The sequence below is a fragment of the Mycobacterium sp. OTB74 genome (genome assembly GCF_029892685.1).
GTDB lineage: Bacteria > Actinomycetota > Actinomycetes > Mycobacteriales > Mycobacteriaceae > Mycobacterium.
In genome coordinates this window covers 78543-97374 of record NZ_JARXVD010000003.1, presented here as the reverse complement: position 1 = coordinate 97374, position 18832 = coordinate 78543, and the positions used below count along the sequence as shown (strand labels likewise).

The 18832-nt window shown below is 65.8% G+C and carries 19 protein-coding genes; 8 read left to right on the top strand and 11 right to left on the bottom strand.

The window, feature by feature from the left end; genetic code table 11:
- Positions 1–92: 92 nt before the first annotated feature.
- From M2432_RS05995 to M2432_RS05985, 3 genes are all read right to left on the bottom strand, one after another.
- Complete coding sequence (locus M2432_RS05995; RefSeq protein ID WP_280825857.1) at positions 93–755, bottom strand: sensor domain-containing protein; 663 nt, start codon at positions 753–755, stop codon at positions 93–95.
- A gap of 36 nt (positions 756–791) precedes the next feature.
- Complete coding sequence (locus tag M2432_RS05990; protein WP_280825856.1) at positions 792–1367, bottom strand: hypothetical protein; 576 nt, start codon at positions 1365–1367, stop codon at positions 792–794.
- A 158-nt stretch (positions 1368–1525) separates the two neighbouring features.
- On the bottom strand, positions 1526–1963 hold the full coding sequence (locus tag M2432_RS05985) for a hypothetical protein (protein ID WP_280825855.1): 438 nt from the start codon (positions 1961–1963) through the stop codon (positions 1526–1528).
- 134 nt (positions 1964–2097) lie between these two features.
- Here M2432_RS05985 and M2432_RS05980 point away from each other — a divergent pair, with 134 nt between their 5' ends.
- Together M2432_RS05980 and M2432_RS05975 are read left to right on the top strand one after the other, a co-directional pair.
- A complete protein-coding gene (locus tag M2432_RS05980; RefSeq protein ID WP_280825854.1) occupies positions 2098–2520 on the top strand; it encodes a ribonuclease domain-containing protein in 423 nt (140 codons plus the stop codon).
- Complete coding sequence (locus tag M2432_RS05975; RefSeq protein ID WP_280825853.1) at positions 2517–2795, top strand: barstar family protein; 279 nt, start codon at positions 2517–2519, stop codon at positions 2793–2795. The genes M2432_RS05980 and M2432_RS05975 overlap by 4 nt, the downstream gene beginning before the upstream one ends.
- Before the next feature lie 26 nt (positions 2796–2821).
- Here the strand turns inward: M2432_RS05975 and M2432_RS05970 are convergent, their stop codons facing one another.
- The 5 genes from M2432_RS05970 to M2432_RS05950 form a co-directional block, all read right to left on the bottom strand.
- Positions 2822–3892, bottom strand: coding sequence for a DUF4185 domain-containing protein (locus M2432_RS05970; protein ID WP_280826159.1), 1071 nt, complete (start codon positions 3890–3892; stop codon positions 2822–2824).
- Between the two features lie 80 nt (positions 3893–3972).
- On the bottom strand, positions 3973–5016 hold the full coding sequence (locus M2432_RS05965; protein ID WP_280825852.1) for an aspartate-semialdehyde dehydrogenase: 1044 nt from the start codon (positions 5014–5016) through the stop codon (positions 3973–3975).
- Positions 5017–5021: 5 nt separating this feature from the next.
- Positions 5022–6287: an aspartate kinase gene (locus M2432_RS05960; protein ID WP_280825851.1), complete on the bottom strand. Its 1266-nt coding sequence runs from the start codon at positions 6285–6287 to the stop codon at positions 5022–5024.
- 195 nt (positions 6288–6482) lie between these two features.
- Positions 6483–9086, bottom strand: a complete 2604-nt coding sequence (locus M2432_RS05955) for a LuxR family transcriptional regulator (RefSeq protein WP_280825850.1) — start codon at positions 9084–9086, stop codon at positions 6483–6485.
- A 55-nt stretch (positions 9087–9141) separates the two neighbouring features.
- Positions 9142–9642, bottom strand: a complete 501-nt coding sequence (locus M2432_RS05950) for a hypothetical protein (protein WP_280825849.1) — start codon at positions 9640–9642, stop codon at positions 9142–9144.
- A 138-nt stretch (positions 9643–9780) separates the two neighbouring features.
- On the opposite strand from M2432_RS05950, the gene M2432_RS05945 reads away from it, so the two are divergent.
- Both M2432_RS05945 and leuA read left to right on the top strand, forming a co-directional pair.
- Entirely contained in the window at positions 9781–10065 is a 285-nt protein-coding gene (locus tag M2432_RS05945) for a hypothetical protein (RefSeq protein WP_280825848.1), read from the top strand.
- Positions 10066–10330: 265 nt separating this feature from the next.
- Positions 10331–12175, top strand: a complete 1845-nt coding sequence (gene leuA / locus M2432_RS05940) for a 2-isopropylmalate synthase (protein WP_280825847.1) — start codon at positions 10331–10333, stop codon at positions 12173–12175.
- A gap of 9 nt (positions 12176–12184) precedes the next feature.
- Here the strand turns inward: leuA and M2432_RS05935 are convergent, their stop codons facing one another.
- Complete coding sequence (locus M2432_RS05935) at positions 12185–12892, bottom strand: TetR/AcrR family transcriptional regulator (protein WP_280825846.1); 708 nt, start codon at positions 12890–12892, stop codon at positions 12185–12187.
- Positions 12893–12913: 21 nt separating this feature from the next.
- On the opposite strand from M2432_RS05935, the gene M2432_RS05930 reads away from it, so the two are divergent.
- The gene (locus M2432_RS05930) at positions 12914–14386 is read left to right on the top strand and encodes a carotenoid oxygenase family protein (RefSeq protein WP_280825845.1); all 1473 of its coding nucleotides are present in this window, start codon (positions 12914–12916) and stop codon (positions 14384–14386) included.
- Here M2432_RS05930 and M2432_RS05925 read toward each other — a convergent pair.
- Positions 14373–15371 (bottom strand): DEDDh family exonuclease, encoded by a 999-nt coding sequence (locus M2432_RS05925; protein ID WP_280825844.1) that lies wholly within the window; start codon positions 15369–15371, stop codon positions 14373–14375. The genes M2432_RS05930 and M2432_RS05925 overlap by 14 nt on opposite strands.
- 87 nt (positions 15372–15458) lie before the next feature.
- Here M2432_RS05925 and M2432_RS05920 point away from each other — a divergent pair, with 87 nt between their 5' ends.
- Genes M2432_RS05920 through M2432_RS05910 form a run of 3 tightly spaced genes read left to right on the top strand, consistent with a single transcriptional unit; the run spans position 15459 to position 18209 of the window.
- Positions 15459–16685, top strand: a complete 1227-nt coding sequence (locus tag M2432_RS05920) for a Mur ligase family protein (protein ID WP_280825843.1) — start codon at positions 15459–15461, stop codon at positions 16683–16685.
- A 22-nt stretch (positions 16686–16707) separates the two neighbouring features.
- Positions 16708–17415: a glutamine amidotransferase gene (locus M2432_RS05915; protein WP_280825842.1), complete on the top strand. Its 708-nt coding sequence runs from the start codon at positions 16708–16710 to the stop codon at positions 17413–17415.
- A 50-nt stretch (positions 17416–17465) separates the two neighbouring features.
- On the top strand, positions 17466–18209 hold the full coding sequence (locus M2432_RS05910; protein ID WP_280826158.1) for a GntR family transcriptional regulator: 744 nt from the start codon (positions 17466–17468) through the stop codon (positions 18207–18209).
- A 14-nt stretch (positions 18210–18223) separates the two neighbouring features.
- Here M2432_RS05910 and recR read toward each other — a convergent pair whose 3' ends face one another.
- Positions 18224–18832 (bottom strand): recombination mediator RecR, encoded by a 609-nt coding sequence (gene recR, locus M2432_RS05905; protein WP_280825841.1) that lies wholly within the window; start codon positions 18830–18832, stop codon positions 18224–18226.

Genomic DNA, 18832 nt, shown 5'->3' with positions numbered 1-18832 from the left:
CTCATCCTTCGCCCCGAGGATGTCTCCGAGTTCGACCCTGCCATGCGGTACCGACAAAATTCTGCTCTTCGAGTGCGCGCGCCGCATTCGAGTCATTGCCCGAGGGTGTTCTGCATGGCCCCGGCCAGCACGTTTGTCGCCGGCCCGCCGTTCCCAGACTGACAGACTTTCGCTTGCAGCAGAACGTTCTCGCGCAGCCTGGTCTGGGTGAAGCACCGGCGATCGGTATCGGCCTCCTGCTTGACCCACGTTGCGTCGGCCGGCCCGGCCGGCGGGCCCGAGAAGCTCCAAACCTCCGTGCGCCCGTCCTCCAGGTGCATGGCGGTGGTCTGTCCGGCACACCCCACGGTTCGGTCGGTAACCCGGTGATAGGCCCGCGACGCGGCGTCCGGGGTGGCGAACACACCAACGGCCTGCTTGACCATGTGACTGTCGTCGGCCGCCGAGGTCTGAGCTGTTGCACCGTTGAACGACGCCAGATCCGGATCGTTGTACACCTCGGCGATGCCGATGTCAGCCCAGTTGTTGCAGACCGGGATGTCGACGCCAAAACCCTGGAATGGCACGGTGAACGTCGCCTCCCACGCCATCGGAGCGCCGACGATGTTGCCAACCGAACCCCTGCCGAGAACGGCATAGGACACCACTCCGGGGTCGGACGGCTTAGCCATTGCAACTGGGGCCAATGCGAGTGCAGAGACAAGGGCCGGAGCGATGGCCAGGCAGGCCGTCATCCGGTTCGAGTGGGCACGCATGGCTTCGATGATGCCAGCCGGCACCCCAAAATCGGCTCAGCGCATGGTCCGGGTGCAGTACGTCCGTGGCGGCGACGGGTACGGCCAGGTGAAATTACCGCCGGCCGCCGGACAGGCATGGCTGTCGGCCACATCCAGGCGCCGGGTCACCTTCACTAGCACACCAGGACGGTTTCGGTCTGTGCAGTCGGCCAACTGCACAAGGCCGATCGGCATGTCCAGGCTGTAGCAATGGTCGGCGACCAAGTTCGGCACCAGGCACAGCCGCGCCGTCACACTATCGGCGAATGTGCCGGTGATCTGTTGGTATTGACCGCTCGGACAGGTGCCCGCGTGGTCGGCGATGGCCCCTACGGTGTAACTCGGATCGGCCCCGCAGGAGGCTTCGACGGCCCCGACCGGGTCCACGTCAACCGCCGGGGACACCGGAGGCAACGCGACGCAGTCTCCCACTCCGAACTCTTGCGACGTCGCGGGCAGCGGCCGGGCTTGGGGGACCGGCTGGTTCGAGGCGGGCAGGGCTAGTCCGGTCATCGCCTGATCTGAGCAGCTGGCGACGGCCAGCACCACCGTCGCGGTCAGCGCCCATCCGGCGCGCGACCTACCCGTCATGGATTGCGACCATGCCATGAATCAACACAGGACGCGACGCGTGGATCGAACTTGCCAACGATTCCTCAGAGCTCAGCCGCGGCGGCCTCGCCCCTCAAACAGCCAACAGGCCGCACCCAAACGGGTGCGACCTGTCGCCGTCGTAGGTGACTGCTCGATCAGCGACCGGGCTGCTGAGGACCCTGCCCACCTGGACCACCTGGACCGCCGGGGCCGGGGAATGCGGGACCACTGGGGAAGCCCGGAAAACCGGGGCCGGGGAAGATCGGGCGCCACATACCCGGGCCCGGACCGGGATGGTCTTCGCGGAACTGTGAACTGCTGTCGCCGCGGTGGTGCTTGTGCCAACCGTGGTGACCGCAATGCATGCCCATGTAGAAGCCGGAGAAGAAGATGGTGGCGACGATGAACACCGAGCCGGCAAGGATGCCGACCCAGGCCAGCACCTTGTTGAGCTTGTTGTTCGATTTGCCATCGTGAGCCTGTGGGGCCGGCGCGGCGGGCGGAACCGGCGCCGTGGCAACCGGCGGGAACGAGTCAGTCGGTGTCTCCGGCTGTTCCGGAGGCAGCGGGGGTTGAGGTGTTTGTTCGCTCATACACTCGATGATCCACGCGCGAACCGCTGCCATGGCTAGGTTGCGGGTAAGAATCAGCTATGAGCCGGTATTTGCGGGGTAGCCTGGCCAACCGGAACCTCCGACCGACCTTGTCACGCACCCGGGAAGGCGCGATGTCCAGAACCACACTGCGATCGGTCCTGATCGCCGTCGGCACCGCTGGCCTGCTGATTCTGACACCGGCATGCTCCCAGCACACTGCCGAACACTTCACGGGTTCAGGCGCAGGCACCTCTTCAGCATTGAAGGCCTGCGAACTCTCGTCGCTGCCCTCCGAGGCAGCCGCCACCGTCCGGTTGATCCACAGCGGCGGGCCGTTCCCGTACTCGCGTGACGGCATCATCTTCGGGAACTTCGAGCATCGACTGCCGCAAGAGAACCGCGGCTATTACCACGAGTACACCGTGCCCACTCCGGGCGCGAAAACCCGTGGCACCCGGCGGGTTATCACCGGCGGCACGCCACTGACCAATCCTCCTGAGTTCTACTACACCGGCGACCATTACGAGACGTTCTGCCAGATCGGAGGAGCGTGAAGACATACACGCTGCGCGGCTCTCGGATCCGTTCGCGCGCTGACCTTTTCACCGAGCTCGGGCATGCCGTCAACGGGCCCGACGGCTACTTCGGCAGCAATCTCGACGCGCTGGCCGACTGCCTGGGCGGCGGCTTCGGGACGCCCGAGGACACACCGTTCCGGTTTGTCCTGACCGACAGCGAAAGAGCCAAGGCGGCGTTGGATTCTCACACCTGGAGCGGCCTGCTCGAAGTTTTCGAGGAAGCCGGTGTCGACCTGGTACTGCGGGACTGACGCCGCGAACCAACTCGCGGCGGCTCCTACGGCTTCAGCGGGTTCACCGCGAACTGGATCACCCGATACGGCGCCGTATTCCGCGGTGTGTTGTTCCACTGACTGACCAGTACCCGCAACTCGTCGAGCGTCGACCCCGGTGAGATGTAGCCGCCGTACGGCTGAGCCAACTGATTATCTTGCGGCGCAGGCAATTCGTCGGCATCCGTGGGCCAGTCGCCGGCAACCACCACCGTGGTGACCGGGGCCGAACCGAGGCCGATCGGCGCGTTGGCCACCCGGATCTCCATGTTGCCGGTACTGCCGTTGAAGTAGGACAGCACGGTCTTGCCGTCGACCTGCTTCATGCTCATCTCACCGATTCGGTCGCCCCACAACGGAGTCGGCAGCTTGTTCCAGCCCGCTGTCCCCGACCAACCCTGCCACGTGGACCTGTCGGTGAACGACTGCGGCGTGGCCCGATACAGGAACACCGGGCTGCTGCGGTCGAAACTGTTGGCGACGATGTATATCCAGCCGCGCGGCGAATCCGCGGTAGGAACCGGGTCGTAGTAACCGGTGATCTGGCTCTGCGCGCCGCCGGCATACGCGGCGGGCCGCACCGATCCTGGAATCGTCGGCCACGCCCCGTGCGCCGGATCAGCTTTCACCAATCTGGAACTTTGCGGGACAAGGTTCTTGGTGGTGGTGATCATCAGGTAGTTCTCCCGGTTGACCGCGATCACCCCAGCCGGAAGTTGTGATGTCCCAGGCGCCTTGGGATCAGCGAGCAATGGCTTGTCCACACCGGTCACCCCGCGATACCGCAGCCCGTCGGGGGAATTGACCGAATCGGTCTCGACGTGTAATGCCACTGGCGCATACCAGCCGCCGAATCCGACACCCTGGCCGGCGAAACTGTCGCCGCACACCTGCAGGACCCCACTGGGGAACTCCATGAACTCACACAGATCGGTGGCACCGATTCCGTAATCAGCTGTCGGCGTTCCTGTTCCGGCGACGGGGCCGATACGCATGACCTCGCCGGGAGCCAACGGCTTGAGCACCGGAGTCGGTGCCGGGGCCGGCGGATCAGCGTTGACGCCAGGCACACTCATCCCGACCACCAACGCCGAGATCGACGTTATGGCCGCTCCGACTCGCTCTTTCCGACCCATATGTCCGATTGGGCGGAGAGTTATTGGGCGGCTAGCAGTTCGGCAATCTGAACGGTGTTGAGCGCTGCGCCTTTTCGCAGATTGTCACCAGAGACGAACAGTGCCAGGCCGCGGCCGTCGGGCACCCCGGGGTCCTGCCGAATCCGGCCGACCAGCGATTCGTCCACGCCGGCGGCGGCCAGCGGGGTGGGGACGTCGACCAGCTTCACGCCCGGCGCCTCGGCCAGGATTTCGACTGCCCGCTGAACGGAAAGCGGTTGCGCGAATTCGGCATTGATCGACAATGAGTGGCCGGTGAACACCGGCACCCGCACGCAGGTGCCACTCACCGCAAGATCCGGGATACCCAAGATCTTGCGACTCTCGTTACGCAGCTTCTGATCCTCGTCGGTCTCACCCGAGCCGTCGTCGACAATCGAGCCGGCCAGCGGAATGACGTTGAAGGCAATCGGCGCAACGTATTTCACCGGCGCCGGGTAGCTCAGAGCGCGGCCGTCATGCACCAGCTGCTCAGCACCATCAACCACCGCGCGGGTCTGCGAGGCGAGCTCTTCGACACCAGCCAGGCCGGAACCGGACACCGCCTGGTAGCTGGACACGATGAGGCGCGTCAGGCCGGCTTCTTCATGCAGCGGCTTGAGCACCGGCATAGCGGCCATGGTGGTGCAGTTCGGGTTGGCGATGATGCCCTTAGGAAGAGACCCAGCACGGGCGGCCACATCTCGATGGAAGTTGACCTCCGAAACCACCAGCGGTACATCGGGATCCTTGCGCCATGCCGACGAGTTGTCGATCACCGTGACGCCGGCCGCGGCGAACCGCGGCGCCTGCACTCGGGACATGGAGGCACCGGCCGAGAACAGCGCAATGTCCAGGCCCGACGGGTCTGCGGTCTCGCTGTCCTCGACCTCGATCTCCTGGCCACAGAACGTCAGCTTCTTGCCGGCTGATCGCGCCGAGGCGAAGAACCGCACCGAGGTGGCCGGAAACTCGCGCTCCTCCAGCAGCTTTCGCATCACCTGGCCGACCTGTCCGGTCGCTCCGACTACACCGATGTTGACCATTGCCGTTACCGCCCGGATCCGCCGTAGACCACAGCCGTCTCGGTGCCGCCCAGGTTGAACGCGTCATGCAGGGCCGCGACGGCCTTGTCCAACTCGGTGTCCTTGACCAGCACCGAGATCCGGATTTCCGAAGTGGAGATCAAGTCGATGTTGACGCCCACCTCGGCCAGCGATTCGCAGAACTTGGCGGTGACGCCCGGATGGCTGCGCATACCCGCGCCAACCAGCGACACCTTGCCGATGTGATCGTCGTAAAGCACCCTGGTGAAACCGATCTCGTTCTGGAGCGAGGCCAGCTTCTCCACCGCAGTGGGGCCGTTCTCCCGCGAGCAGGTGAAGGTGATGTCGGTCTTGCCGTCCTCGACCTTCGAGATGTTCTGCAGCACCATGTCGATATTCACGTCGGCATCGGCAACCGCGCGGAACACCCTGGCCGCGTAGCCCGGAACGTCAGGAACCCCGACGACGGTTACCTTGGCCTCGCTGCGGTCGTGGGCGACTCCGGTCAGGATGGCGTCTTCCATAGGGATGTCCTCGATCGATCCTTTGACGATGGTTCCGGTCTTGTCCGAGTACGACGACCGGACGTGAATCGGAACGTTGTAGCGGCGGGCGTATTCCACGCACCGCAGCATCAGCACTTTGGCACCACAAGCCGCCATCTCCAGCATCTCCTCGAAGGAGACGGTTTCCAGATGGCGGGCATTGGGCACGATGCGCGGGTCGGCGGTGAAGATGCCGTCGACGTCGGTGTAGATCTCGCAGACGTCCGCCTTCAAAGCGGCAGCCAGGGCGACAGCAGTGGTATCCGACCCGCCGCGGCCCAGCGTGGTGACGTCCTTGCTGTCCTGACTGACGCCCTGGAAGCCGGCGACCAGCACGATCTGCCCCTCGTCCAGCGCGTCCTGCAACCGGCCGGGCGTGACGTCGATGATCTTGGCGTTGCCGTGGGTCCCGGTGGTGATCACGCCGGCCTGCGAACCGGTGAACGAGCGGGCCTGCGCACCCAACGAATCTATGGCCATGGCGACCAGTGCGTTAGAGATGCGCTCACCCGAGGTCAGCAGCATGTCCATCTCGCGCGCGGGCGGCGCGGGGCTCACCTGGCGGGCGAGATCGAGCAGGTCATCGGTGGTGTCACCCATCGCCGAGACCACCACGACGACGTCGTTGCCGGCCTTCTTCGTTTCGACGATGCGCTCGGCGACGCGACGGATTCGCTCGGCGTCGGACACCGAGGAACCGCCGTACTTCTGTACGACGAGCGCCACTGTTCGCCTTTCGGTTCGCAGGAGAAAGAAAAATATGTCACGGACAGAATACTTGTGGCCGCGACCGCGTTTTACCGCTGACCGGCGCGACCGCTCAGCTGCCCCCACTAGGTCAGCGGCTCAGCCGCTGAATCCGATCGGCAGCTCAGCCGCTGAATCCGATCGGCAGCTCAGCCGCTGAATCCGATCGGCAGCTCAGCCGCCGCGCCCCCGCCGGATCACGATAGCCAGCCCCTCCCGGTCCGTGACGTCCAGTTTGATGCAGGCCCGGTAGATGTGGCCCTCGACGGTGCGGGGCGAAACCACCAGACGATCGGCGATGTCGCGGTTGCCGAGCCCCTGGGCCACAAAGTTGGCGATCTCACGCTCCCTGGGCGACAGCGGCAACGGTTCGGCGGCCAATTCCAGCGCCGGCGTCCGCACCCCACCGCAGGCCGCGGCCAACCGATCGGCGCTGGCCGCAGCCTCAACTGCCTGCCGGCGATCTCCGGCCTCGCGGAACAACACGGCAGCCTGCGCGGCCGCATCGGCTGCGGACAGCAATGAACCGATGGCTTCGAATCGCTCCGATGCGGCAAACACGCCTACCGGATCGCCGGCAATCAGCGCTACCGCGTATGCCGCGTGCGCCTCGGCCAATCGCCCGCCGATACCTCCGGCGACGTCGGCCAACCGCTGCAGCGAGTCGACGTCACCGAATCGGGCCGCATCGTGCAGCGCAAACATCTCCACGGCCTGCTGACCAGAGTCCCTGGCCAGGTCTGCTGCCTCGACGGCACCGGCCATCGCCCCAGTGACGTGCCCCTCGGCGGCTGAGAGCCAAGCCTCAACCAGTCGGAACTGCGGGGTGAACACGGACACGTGCCGGTCGACCTTGCCACGTAGTTCGGCCACCGTCCGCGCAGCGGCTTCGACTTTGCCGAGCACGCAATGTGCCTGCGCCAGCATCATTCCGGCCGGGAAGTTCCATGATGACGCCGACTCGGCCGCCAGCGCCGCGACAGTCTCCTCCATCCGTGGCCCGAGAGCCCCGAACCGGCCGCGGGCCAGCTCTACCGTGCCGACCAGGACGTTGGCCATGCCCCACGCCAGGTACTGGCCGGGCGAGGTGACCTGGACGATGTCGCGGGATCGGGATTCGGCCTGGTCGAACGCGCCCGCCAGGGTCAGCGCCCGGATTTCTCCGAGTGCGGTGGGGTATTTGATCAGTCCGTCGACCTTGTCGTCGATGGCCCGTCCCCGCGCGACCATCTCGGCTGCGTCCTCGACGCGCCCGGCCAAGGATGCCGCCAAGGCACCACCGAACACCGCCCATTCGATCGCAGTCGGCGATGCCTCCGGGTCGCTGAGCACCCGCTGCGCTGCTGCCCCGGCTTCATCGAGCCGATTCTCGAACGCATTTGTCGTCGCGGACATCCCTTCGACCACCAACCGCAGCGCCGGGTGGGTCACCTTGCGCTGCAGCAGATGAAGGACCTCCTCGGCACGGGCCGCGTCGCCCATTGACCAGTGCAGGTTGGCGATCCGCACCATACCCCAGCGCACCAAGTCCAGTTCGTTCATGGTTTCGGGGTCGAATGCGCTCAGCACCTCTTCGGCCTCGGCGGCCTTGCCCTGCCAGAGCAGGGACCGGGCCAGCAGTTCGCTGGTCACCAACCCGCCGTCCCGTGCGACCGCTGCGCGCGCCAGGCGTTCCCCGAGCGTGATGTTGGTCAGGGCGATGGCGTCCTGGGCGGCTGACTCAAACAGCTCGGTCTCGGCGTTCACGTCGCTGTCGAGAGCTAGCTCGGCCAGTCGGATGCGCTCGGCCGGACGACGGATGGGCTGCTCTTTCATCACCCGGAACAGTTCGCCCTTGAGCCTGCGGGTAGCCGCCCGGCCAAGGCCCCTACGAATCACTTCGCCGTACAGCGGGTGGGTGAATCGGACATCGATCGCGGCCGGGCCCTCAACCACGCGGATCAGCCCGCGCTGTTCGACCCGCTCCACCGTCTCGTCGCCAACTAGCCGCGACAGCACATTCAGTGCCAGCGGCTCGGCGAAGGCCAGCAACTGCAGCGCATGAGCGTCCTCGTCCGGGAGTTGTTCGATGCGAGCGTCCAGCAACGAGGCCAACTCGGAGGTCACGGCGGTGCCGCCACGCAGCTGCCAGACTCCGCGCACCTGCCGCAGGGTCCCCGCCTCCAGCGCGCCGTCGACCAGATGCCTGATGTACAGCGCGTTGCCTCCCGACGCCGCCCACATCACGTCCCCGGACAACCCCTCCAGGCGGCCGCCGAGCGCATCTTCTACCAGCCGCAGGCACTGGGTCTTGCTGAACGGAGACAACTTCAGCAGTTTGAGGTAGCCGTCTTTCCACAGCGAGGTGATCGCGTCGGGCACCACCTCACCGGACCGCACCGCCGCCACGATCCGCACCGAACCCTCCAGCGCCAGCTGGTGGACCAGCGTGGCCGATAGGTGGTCCAGCAGGTGCGCATCGTCGACGCCGATCACGGAATGCTCTACGCGACAAATGGTTTCGCGCGCCGCGGCCAGTCCTGCTATCGGGTCACGCGAAGCGGCCGGTCCAACCAGATGCGCGAAAACGCCCAGCGGGATCGATCGTGCCGACTCGGTGCCGGCGACCCAGTGCACCTGCGTCGGCAGTGACTGGGTAACCGCGCGGGCCAACGTCGTCTTGCCGACACCGGCCTCTCCGAACAGCACTATCCCCGATGCACCCTGGCCCAACAGAGCTGACCGAATCGCGCCGAATTCGTCTTCTCGACGCAGAATCGGCCACAGAGTTGCATCCACGACCAGCAATTTTAGTGCCTGGCACAGCGGTTTTGCAGGCTTAGAAGGGGTCGATTCAGAACAGGTCGGTTAACGAACGCTGACGTGGGCAAGCTTTGGACAGCGCGCTCATCTCTTCGGAGATTCTGCTGTTGATGGCGGACAGCTCGTAGGCCTCAGCCGGCGCCGGCGCGCCCTGGACCCGGCCCTGCGAAGCAATGCGGTAAGCGTCCAGCTTGGACGCGAATTGCCCGGCGAGCGTGGCCAATTGCACCGCGTGCACCGCCAGGTCAGGGGTGTTTACCTTCTGCGCGTGCTCGGCCATCCCGTCCGCCCAGGCCCGGTAGGCGGACTCCTCGGCGATGGTGGGGATGCCGTTGTTGTTCTTGTCGACCTTGGACTCGATCTGCACGGCCTGCGCCTTGTTGTAGTCGAGCATGTCGATCACGGGCCGGCATTCCGGCGTCGGCCCGCGGAACTCGGTTTGCCACACCACGAGTCCGATAACCACGGCGAGCGCGACCGCGATGCCGATCTTCCAGCTTCGGTCCAGCCCCAGCAGCCATTTCGTCAGCACGTTCGCACTGTACTCAGCCGCTCCACGCGGATGCTCATCATCCCTGCATAAGCCCCACACAGGCGTCGCTTACATAGCGAACCTAAGTTCAGTCGAATAGAGGTACCCAACTAGTGAATTGATTGGGGTTGAGTTGATATGTCAGACATTAAGAACATCGCAAAAGTGGCCTTGGTTTCCGGAGGTTTGAGCCTGGCCGCGCTCGGTATCGGCACCGGCATCGCCAGTGCGTCGCCAGTGACCTCCGGGCCCGGGGTTCCGGCCTGGGGACATCACTGGGATGGTCCGGGCGGCTGGGGTGGCGGCCCCGGATGGGGCGGCCCGGGCTGGGGCGGCCCTCCTCCGCCTCCGGCTTGGGGTGGCTGGGCTCCGCCGCCTCCGTGCGTCAGCGGCCCACTCGGATTCGTGAACGTCTGCGCCTGAATCTGAGCGCCTGAGCTGAACGAGGGTCCCTGCCTCACCGTCGCGGCAGGTACCCTCGTTTTTTCGTGTCGGCCGTTCTGGCGGAGCCGGCATTTTGGTGATCGTGGGTTGCGGGGTAGCCTGGGTGGCGATGTACAACGCGCGGGTGCTCCTCCTCGGATGCCGCGACGGGGTCTGATTCGACCGGCCTCCCGTCGCGGGTGTTTGCGATGCGCCGGTCGCGACCTCCTTCGAGGTCCCATCCAGACAGACCGGAGCAACGACCGTGACCACTTATTCTCCTGATTCATCTGCCGATTCGTTCTCGTCGGTACGTACCATCACCACCCCATCCGGCCCGCGTAATCCCGGCCAGCCTGCGTGGAACACGCAGCGTGGCTCGTCAATGCCGGTAAGCCGCTACCGCAGCTTCGCCGACGAGGTCCCGGGCGGCAGCCCGGCATTCGGCGCCGGAAACGTTCCTTTCGACCGCACCTGGCCGGACAAGGTGGCCACCATCGCGCCGGGTTGGTGCGCCGTCGACCTGCGCGATGGCAACCAGGCCCTGATCGACCCGATGAGCCCGGAACGCAAGCGCCGGATGTTCGACCTGCTGGTCCGCATGGGCTACAAGGAAATCGAGGTCGGCTTCCCGTCGGCCAGCCAGACCGACTTCGATTTCGTCCGCGAGATCATCGAGCAGGGCGCCATCCCCGACGACGTCACCATCCAGGTGCTGACGCAGTGTCGCCCCGAGCTGATCGAGCGCACTTTCGAGGCATGCGCCGGGGCGCCCCGGGTGATCGTGCACTTCTACAACTCCACGTCGGTGCTGCAGCGCCGCGTGGTATTCCGGGCCGACCGCGACGCCGTCAAGAAGATCGCCACCGACGGCGCCCGGATGTGCATCGAGGAGGCCAAGAAGTACCCGGGCACCCTGTGGCGCTACGAGTACTCCCCCGAGTCGTACACCGGCACTGAGCTGGATTACGCCGTCGACGTCTGCAACGCGGTCGCCGAGGTGATCGCGCCGACGCCGGAATGCCCGCTGATCGTCAACCTGCCGGCCACCGTCGAGATGGCCACCCCCAACATCTACGCCGACTCGATCGAGTGGATGAGCCGGCACCTGACTCCGCGGGACTCGATCATCCTGAGCCTGCACCCGCACAACGACCGCGGCGAAGGTGTGGCCGCGGCCGAGCTGGGTTACCTGGCCGGCGCCGACCGGATCGAAGGCTGCCTGTTCGGCAACGGCGAGCGCACCGGCAACGTCTGTCTGGTGACGCTGGGTCTGAACCTGTTCAGCCGCGGCATCGACCCGCAGATCGACTTCTCCAACATCGACGAGGTCCGTCGCACCGTGGAGTACTGCAACCAACTGCCGGTGCCCGAGCGCCATCCCTACGGCGGTGACCTGGTGTACACCGCGTTCTCCGGCAGCCACCAGGACGCCATCAACAAGGGCCTGGACCAGATGAAGTTCGACGCCGACGCCGCCGACGCCGATATGGACGACATGCTGTGGCAGGTGCCGTATCTGCCGATTGACCCCAAGGACGTCGGTCGCACCTACGAGGCCGTCATCCGGGTCAACTCGCAGTCCGGCAAGGGCGGCGTCGCCTACATCATGAAGGCTGACCACGGGCTGGTTCTGCCGCGGCGGCTGCAGATGGAGTTCAGCCAGGCGATCCAGAAGATCACCGACGGCGAGGGCGGCGAGGTATCTCCAAAGGAGATGTGGGACGTCTTCAACGACGAGTACCTGTCCCCGGTCAGGCCGCTGGAGCGGATGCGGCAGAAGGTCGACGCTGCTGAGGTGGACGGCGGGACCGACACTGTCACTGCGATCGTCAAGATCGACGGCGACGAGCGCGAGATCGTCGGGACCGGCAATGGTCCGCTGGCGGCATTCATCGATGCCCTGAGCACCGTCGGATTCAACGTCGACGTGCTGGACTACTCCGAGCATGCGATGGCAGCAGGCGAGGAGGCGCAAGCCGCGGCCTACGTCGAGGCTTCGGTTGGCGGCCACACGGTGTGGGGTGTCGGCATCGCGCCGTCGATCACCACGGCCTCGCTGCGCGCGGTGGTGTCCGCGGTGAACCGCGCCGCCCAGGTGGGAGCCTGACCGAAGCCGTCAGCCTGGCGCGCCCGGTTCCTCAGCAACTCGCAGAACCCGGGCGCACCAGGTCACAGCCTGCGCCGCAAAGTCTTGTGCGGTAACAGCTTTCGCTGTGTCCAATGACCGTTCGTTGATCAGCGCGGCCACTCCTCCGACGCAGAACAGCGCCGCGTCGAAGCTTTCGGGATCGGCATCGCGGTCGGGTTGCAACACTGCCAGGATCGCGGCGGCCACCCGGTGCTGCGCCACCCGGATGTGTTCGGAGACGGACTCGATGTGCCGGGCGTCGGTCAGGAAGATCCGGACCGCCAACGGGTCGCTTTCGGCGTGCTCGACGAAAGCGGCCAACCCCAGTGCCATTCGGGTCTGCACACTTGCCGACTCGGGTGCAGCCCCGCCGTCGAACATCGCGGCGAACGGGCCCTCGAGCACGTCGTCAATGACCGCGCCGATCAGAGCGCCGAGACCGGCGAACTGCTCGTAGAAGTAGCGGTCGGTCAGCTTGGCCCGGGCCGCGATCGCCCGGACGCTCAGCGCCGAGAGTCCGCCTTCGCGCCACAGTTCCTCGGCCGCATCCAGCAACAACCGGCGCCGGGACGCCCGTCGTTGCTCGGCCGACCTGCCGGAGTACTTGCGTTCGGCCACTTGATTGTTCGCGTCGTCGGCCACCTGATGCAGTTCCTCCCTTGACATCGCCCAGCCGCGGATTAAAACTGAGGACATCCGTCCTCAGATGGGGGTTGTATGACAGCCATTGTGCCCGCAGAACCGACGCTGAAGGAACTGCACGGCCGTCCGTTCGCGTCGCTGTACGACGAGTTCGACTACCAGGTCCGCCGCATCGACGGCACCCTGCCACCTGACCTCACCGGGACGCTGTTCCGCATCGGACCCGGCAAGTTCGATGTCGGCGACACCGTGCTGAAGACCATGTTCGATGGCGACGGCATGGTGTCCCGGTTCATTCTCGACGGGCAGTCCGTCCGATTCACCAACCGCTACGTGCGCACCCGGCAGTACCGCGGCGGCGACGTCATGTCCCAGCGCGGAATCACCACCAACGCGCCGACCCTGCGCGGGAATCTTCTGCCGCCGGCCAATACCGGCAACACCAATATGGCCACCATCTGCGGCGAACTGCTCGCCATGTGGGAGGGCGGCGCGCCCTACAAGATCGACCCCGATTCTCTGGACACCTTGGGGTACAAGTATTTTGACGGTGACCGCCTGGGCTACCTCGGCGCGTTCTCCGCCCATCCCAAGTGGGATCCGCACACCGGCGAGGTGTTCAACTTCGGCCTCGACCTGCTCCCCACGCCCCGGCTGCGCTGCTTCAAGATCGACCGAACCGGACGATGCCACCAGATCAGCTCGCTGCGGTTGTGGGACGTGGTGTGGAACCACGACTTCGCCCTCACCCCAAGGCATCTGGTGTTCGTGCTGGACCCGCTGCGGCCGAATGTCCCTACACTGCTGCGCACCCGATCTCTGGCACAGGCTCTCGATTACCAGGCCCGCAACGGGTCGACGCGCTTCGCCCTGATCCCCCGCGACGGCTCCAAGCCGCGCGTCATCGAGCACGAAGCGCTGACGCACGTCCACGTCACCAATGCCTTCGAGGACGGCCCGGACACCGTGGTGGAGTTCTTCCGGTTCGAGGATTCGGACATCTTCCGCAAGCTTGGCAAGGCGTGGCAGGAACCCGCGGAGCCCACCGATCCCCGCGCCCACCTGACCATCGACGAATGGCCCCGCGGGCACCTGTCCCGGTTCCGGATCAGCAAGTCCGGACGGATCACCGAGAGAGTGCTATCAGCAACGGCGCCAATGGAATTCCCGCAATACGACTGGCGTCGCTCCACCCGAGAGCACAACGTGACCTACGCCGCGGCAGCCACCGAGGACGTCGGTCACTACAACGCCGTGACCAAGATCGACCATCGCACCGGCGCCCAGACCACGTTCGATTTCGGTCTCGCCCAGACCGGCGAACCGCTGTTCGTGCCCAAGTCCCGTACCGCGGCGGAAGACGACGGTTGGTTGCTTGTGCTCAATCACGATCTGCCGAGCCACCGTTCTCAGCTGGTCGTCTTCGATGCCCGCACCATCGAAGACGGGCCGCTGGCCACCGCACACCTGGAGCACCATCTGCCCATCGGGTTCCACGGCACCTTCAGCCGCAAGGTCGCGGCCCCGCCGCCGGTCAGAACAGAGTGAACTGATCGCCGGCCGGGTCGCTGTCGACAAACTCCTCGACGTCAGAACCACCGACCACTTGGCCCAGCAGCGTCATGAATTGCTCGTCGGCAACCAGCGGCACCCCAAGCTCGCGCGCCTGGTAGCCCTTGCCCTGTGCGGGTGCCGGGTCATTGCAGATCACCAGTGACGTCTGTGCGTCGACACAGTCCGCGTAAGACAGCCCCGCGTGCAGAATGCGCTCGATGACTTCCTCGTGGCTGCGCCTGGTCTCCGCCGACAGCGCCACGCGCATACCCTGCACCAACGGCTGTCCCGGCAGGAACCGTCCGGGGTTGACGTAACTACACAGCATCCGCGATGCCAGCACCTTCAGCGGGCGCAACTCGTCATGGGTGATGGTGCCGTTGGGCCAGCGTTTGCGGCCCGTCGAGCGGACCGGCAGCCAGCGCGTGCGCTCCCGGGCCGCGGCCAGCGCCGGCTTGAGAATCTGCGCCAGCACCATGGCGTCGTCCAGTGCATCGTGTGGGTTGATCTGGGTGACGCCGTAGTACCCGGCCAGGGTTTCCAGCCGCAGGTTCTCGGTGCCCAGGTCCAGCCGACGGGCCAGCTCAACGGTGCACATCACCGAGTCGACGGGCAGCACCGTGCCGACCCGTTCGCATTCGGCGGCCAGGAACGCATAGTCGAAGCCCACATTGTGCGCGACCAACGTCCGTCCGGCCAGTACCTCGTCGAGCTCTTCGACGACCTCACCAAATGTCGGTTGATCAGCCAACATCTCGGCAGTCAGGCCATGTACGTGCGTCGGACCTGGGTCCACACCCGGGTTGAGCAGGCTGCTGAACGAGCGCTCGACGTTCCCGTCGTCGCCCAGCGCCAGCGCGGCGACGCTGACCACGCGTGCCTGCCTGGGGTCGAATCCAGATGTCTCGACATCCACCACGGCCCAGCCCGCGCCCGGCGAGCTGGCCGGGCGCCCCCAGCCGACGTCGGTTTCGCCCATGCTGGCAAGGATGGCACGGCACTGTGACATTCTGGGCTGGCGCTGCTGCGTGTCGCCGTCGCAGTTCGGTCCCAATACACTTCCGGGGTGATCACCGCACGAGGACGCGTCGCGCTGGGCGCAGGTGCCGCCGCCCGCTGGGCTTCGCGCCTCACCGGCCGCGGTGCCGGCGCCATGATCGGCGGGCTCGTGGCCATGAAGCTGGACCCTACGATCCTCGGCCAGCTCGGCACCGGCCGACGCACCGTCGTCGTCACCGGTACCAACGGCAAGTCCACCACCACCCGGATGACAGCCGCGGCTCTGGCCACCGTCGGAGATGTCGCGACCAACAGCGAGGGCGCCAACATGGACGCCGGGCTGATCGCCGCGCTGGCGGGCTCGCGGTCTGCCGGATTGGCAGCGCTGGAAGTCGACGAGATGCATGTGCCGCATGTGTCAGATGCGGTCGATCCCGCGGTCATCGTGCTGCTGAACCTGTCCCGCGATCAGCTCGACCGGGTCGGCGAGATCAACGTGATCGAGCGAACTCTGCGCGCCGGGCTCGCCCGCCATCCCAAAACCGTGGTGGTGGCCAACTGCGACGACGTCCTGATGACCTCTGCGGCCTACGACAGCCCCCATGTGGTGTGGGTGGCCGCCGGTGGCAGTTGGTCCGGCGACTCGGTGAGCTGTCCGCGCAGCGGTGAGGTGATCGTCCGCGAAGAGGGCCACTGGTACTCGACCGGAACAGATTTCCAGCGGCCCACCCCGCAATGGTGGTTCGATGAAACGAATATCTATGGGCCGGAAGGTTTTTCGGCGCCCATGACGCTGGCGTTGCCCGGCGCCGTCAATCGTGGCAACGCCACCCAGGCCGTAGCAGCGGCGGTCGCGCTGGGGGCTTCACCCATGGCTGCGGTGGCCGCGGTGTCGACGGTCGACGAGGTCGCGGGCCGCTATCGCACGGTACAGGTGGGTGAGCACACCGTTCGTGTGCTGCTGGCCAAGAACCCGGCCGGTTGGCAGGAGGCGCTGTCGATGGTCTCGACCGACGTTGCGGGAGCTGTCATTTCGGTGAACGGTCAGGTACCCGACGGTGAGGATCTGTCCTGGCTGTGGGACGTGAACTTCGAGCATTTCGTGGGTTTCGGAGCCCCGGTGGTGTCGGCTGGTGAACGCGGCACCGACCTGGCCGTGCGCCTTGGGTATGCGGGGGTGGAGCACACCCTGGTGCACGACACCCTCGCGGCCATCAAGTCCTGCCCGCCCGGGCATGTCGAGGTGATCGCCAATTACACCGCGTTTCTGCAGTTGAGTCGGGAACTCGCATGACCGTGCGGACGCGAGGAGCAAGATGACGGTGCGTATCGGCCTGGTGCTCCCCGACGTCATGGGCACCTACGGCGACAGCGGCAACGCGGTGGTGCTGCGAGAACGGTTGCGACTCCGCGGCATTGATGCCGAGATAGTCGACATCACCCTGAACGACCCGGTACCCGATTCGCTGGACCTGTATACCCTCGGCGGCGCCGAGGACTACGCCCAGCGGCTGGCCACCAAGCACCTCATTCGTTATCCCGGTCTGCAACAAGCGGTTTCACGCGGTGCGCCGGTACTGGCCATCTGCGCGGCAATCCAGGTGCTCGGGCACTGGTATGAGACGTCTTCGGGCGAGCGAGTCGATGGCGTCGGGCTGCTTGACGTGACCACTTCGCCGCAACCCGAGCGGACCATTGGCGAGGTGGCTTCGGTGCCGCTGATCGAGGGTTTGACCCAGAAACTGACCGGATTCGAAAACCACCGCGGTGGAACCGATCTCGGTCCGGCCGCTCGGCCGCTGGCCCGGGTGGAAAAGGGTGCGGGCAACCGCGACGGCTCCGGCTACGACGGCGTGGTGCAAGGCGGCGTGGTGGCGACATATCTGCACGGCTGCTGCCTGGCCCGTAACCCGGAGTTGGCCGACTATCTGCTGTCCCAGGTGGTCGGCGAGCTGCCACCCCTGGAGCTACCCGAAGTAGACCAACTGCGCCGCGAGCGCCTCGCCGCCCCCCGCCGCGTCTAACCTCCCGCCTAAACGGACAAACGCGCCGCAAAGTTCGAGTAAGAGCGGCCATTTGGTCTATTTCGGCGGAAGATCGTCCGACCCTTCGGCCCGGCGACCGCCTCGGATCCGAACGTGAGATGGCTGAGCAATTCGCGGTATCCCGTGCCACGTTGCGCAGCGCTCTGGTCCCACTGAGCCGCGCGGGAATCCTCGAACGGCGGAGTGGACGCGCGGGCGGCACCTTCATCAAAACTGGCTTGGTCGAACGCAACGTCGCCGAGCTGTCAGGGCTGCCGAACCGCCTCAAGCAAGGCGGACACTCGACCACCCGCAGCAGGGTGCTGTCCACGGCACTGCGCGGCGCTTCCGCCATCGAGGCGCAGCGCCTGGGCGTCAAACCCGATACCCAGCTGGTCGTGGTCCGGCGCCTGCGGTACGCCGACAGCTTCCCGCTGTCGGTCGATTGCGCACATTTCCCGGCCGACCGGGTTCCAGACCTGCTGGAACAACCCCTGGGCGGATCCATATACGAAATCCTGGCCGTCCGGTATCAACTCGTGCCCTCGTCATCGATCGAGAGTATCGAGGTTGTCAGCGCCAATCCCCGCGAAGCTGCCTGGCTAGAAATCCCCACGCGCACTCCACTTCTGGCGATGACACGCGTCACCTCCGATGCCGACGGTCAGCCTTTCGAATACTCAGAAGACCTATTCAGGGCAGACCGGGTACGACTGGTCGCGAAGAACACTGCCCTGACCGAACGCGAAACAGTCGGAACCGACGGCCGCGTCGAACTGACGGTAACGGCCTGACCAGCGCGGGAAAATCAGAGCGGGCGGCGGCCGGCCAACGCCCGGCCCAACGTCAGCTCGTCGGCGAATTCCAAGTCGCCACCCATCGGCAGACCCGAAGCAATACGCGTTACCGTCAGCCCGGGGATGTCCCGCAGCATCCGCACCAGATAAGTGGCGGTGGCCTCGCCCTCGGTGTTGGGGTCAGTCGCGATGATCACCTCGACGATATCCACGCCATCAACCCGCTCACCAATCCTGTTGAGCAGCTCGCGAATTCGCAATTGCTCGGGCCCAATGCCGGACAGCGGATCAAGTGCCCCGCCCAACACGTGGTATCGCCCACGGAACTCCCGGGTCCGCTCGACGGCCTGGACGTCCTTGGGTTCCTCCACGACACACACCAACGTCCCGTCACGGCGCGGGTCGCTGCAGATTCGGCACCGGTCCTCGTCGGATACGTTGCCACACACCACGCAGAATTTGACCCCGTCGCGCACCCGGTTCAGCACGGCGGTCAGCCGATCAATGTCCGGCGGCTCCACCGACAACAGGTGAAAAGCAATGCGCTGCGCGCTTTTCGGGCCAATGCCCGGTAGCTTGCCCAGCTCGTCGATCAAGTCCTGGACAGGTCCTTCAAACAC

Coding starts and splice junctions, on each gene's coding strand:
- M2432_RS05990 (WP_280825856.1), bottom strand. CDS start 1,367: ATGACGGGTAGGTCGCGCGCCGGATGGGCGCTGACCGCGACGGTGGTG.
- M2432_RS05995 (WP_280825857.1), bottom strand. CDS start 755: ATGCGTGCCCACTCGAACCGGATGACGGCCTGCCTGGCCATCGCTCCG.
- M2432_RS05970 (WP_280826159.1), bottom strand. CDS start 3,892: ATGAGTGTGCCTGGCGTCAACGCTGATCCGCCGGCCCCGGCACCGACT.
- M2432_RS05945 (WP_280825848.1), top strand. CDS start 9,781: ATGTCAGACATTAAGAACATCGCAAAAGTGGCCTTGGTTTCCGGAGGT.
- M2432_RS05915 (WP_280825842.1), top strand. CDS start 16,708: ATGACGGTGCGTATCGGCCTGGTGCTCCCCGACGTCATGGGCACCTAC.
- M2432_RS05935 (WP_280825846.1), bottom strand. CDS start 12,892: ATGTCCTCAGTTTTAATCCGCGGCTGGGCGATGTCAAGGGAGGAACTG.
- M2432_RS05925 (WP_280825844.1), bottom strand. CDS start 15,371: ATGGGCGAAACCGACGTCGGCTGGGGGCGCCCGGCCAGCTCGCCGGGC.
- M2432_RS05985 (WP_280825855.1), bottom strand. CDS start 1,963: ATGAGCGAACAAACACCTCAACCCCCGCTGCCTCCGGAACAGCCGGAG.
- M2432_RS05980 (WP_280825854.1), top strand. CDS start 2,098: ATGTCCAGAACCACACTGCGATCGGTCCTGATCGCCGTCGGCACCGCT.
- M2432_RS05965 (WP_280825852.1), bottom strand. CDS start 5,016: ATGGTCAACATCGGTGTAGTCGGAGCGACCGGACAGGTCGGCCAGGTG.
- M2432_RS05930 (WP_280825845.1), top strand. CDS start 12,914: ATGACAGCCATTGTGCCCGCAGAACCGACGCTGAAGGAACTGCACGGC.